We start from the raw sequence: 504 nt of genomic DNA, 5'->3' as shown, positions 1-504 counted from the left end.
ACTCGTGCTCCCAGCCGGCTTTCAGGCGACTGATCGTCGATGCCGACAAGCCTTTGACCGAGTCCCCGAACAGCGCCTTGAGCGCTTCGTCGAAATCGTTGGTCGATACACCCTTGAGATACAGCCACGGTAGGACCGACTCCAGTCGGCGCGTCTTCTTCAAATAAGGCGGCAGCAATGCCGAGGAAAAGCGTCGGCCGCGTCCGGCGCGATCCCGCGTCTTGGGCAGCGCGACGGCGACCGGGCCAACCCCGGTGAGCACGTCACGTTCAGGCTGATAGCCGTTGCGCACCACAGCCCGCCGCCCGTCGGCGTCTCGGTCGGCATGCGTCTGCAGAAACGCATTGAGCTCGGCCTGAACGGCCTGTTTGATGATGCGTTGTGCACCATCGCGAACCAGATCGGACAGCGCGTCCGCAAAGGCTGGATCAGTAAAGGCAATCGTCGTATCGTCTCGCATGGTGGTGGCACCTCTTCTGTCGTCTGAAATCAGTGATTGGTCTT

1 protein-coding gene is annotated in these 504 nt (G+C 61.3%); it reads right to left on the bottom strand.

Going from position 1 to position 504, the window contains the following annotated elements; translation table 11 throughout:
- Positions 1 to 460 (bottom strand): transposase (locus SAHL_RS02985; RefSeq protein ID WP_184947251.1); only part of this gene is annotated, 460 nt, incomplete at its 3' end.
- Positions 461 to 504 lie beyond the last annotated feature (44 nt).

This window comes from Salinisphaera orenii subsp. halophila YIM 95161 (assembly GCF_003732545.1).
GTDB lineage: Bacteria > Pseudomonadota > Gammaproteobacteria > Nevskiales > Salinisphaeraceae > Salinisphaera > Salinisphaera orenii_A.
Note: the sequence above shows the minus strand (reverse complement) of the source record. Positions and strands in the feature narration are given on the sequence as shown.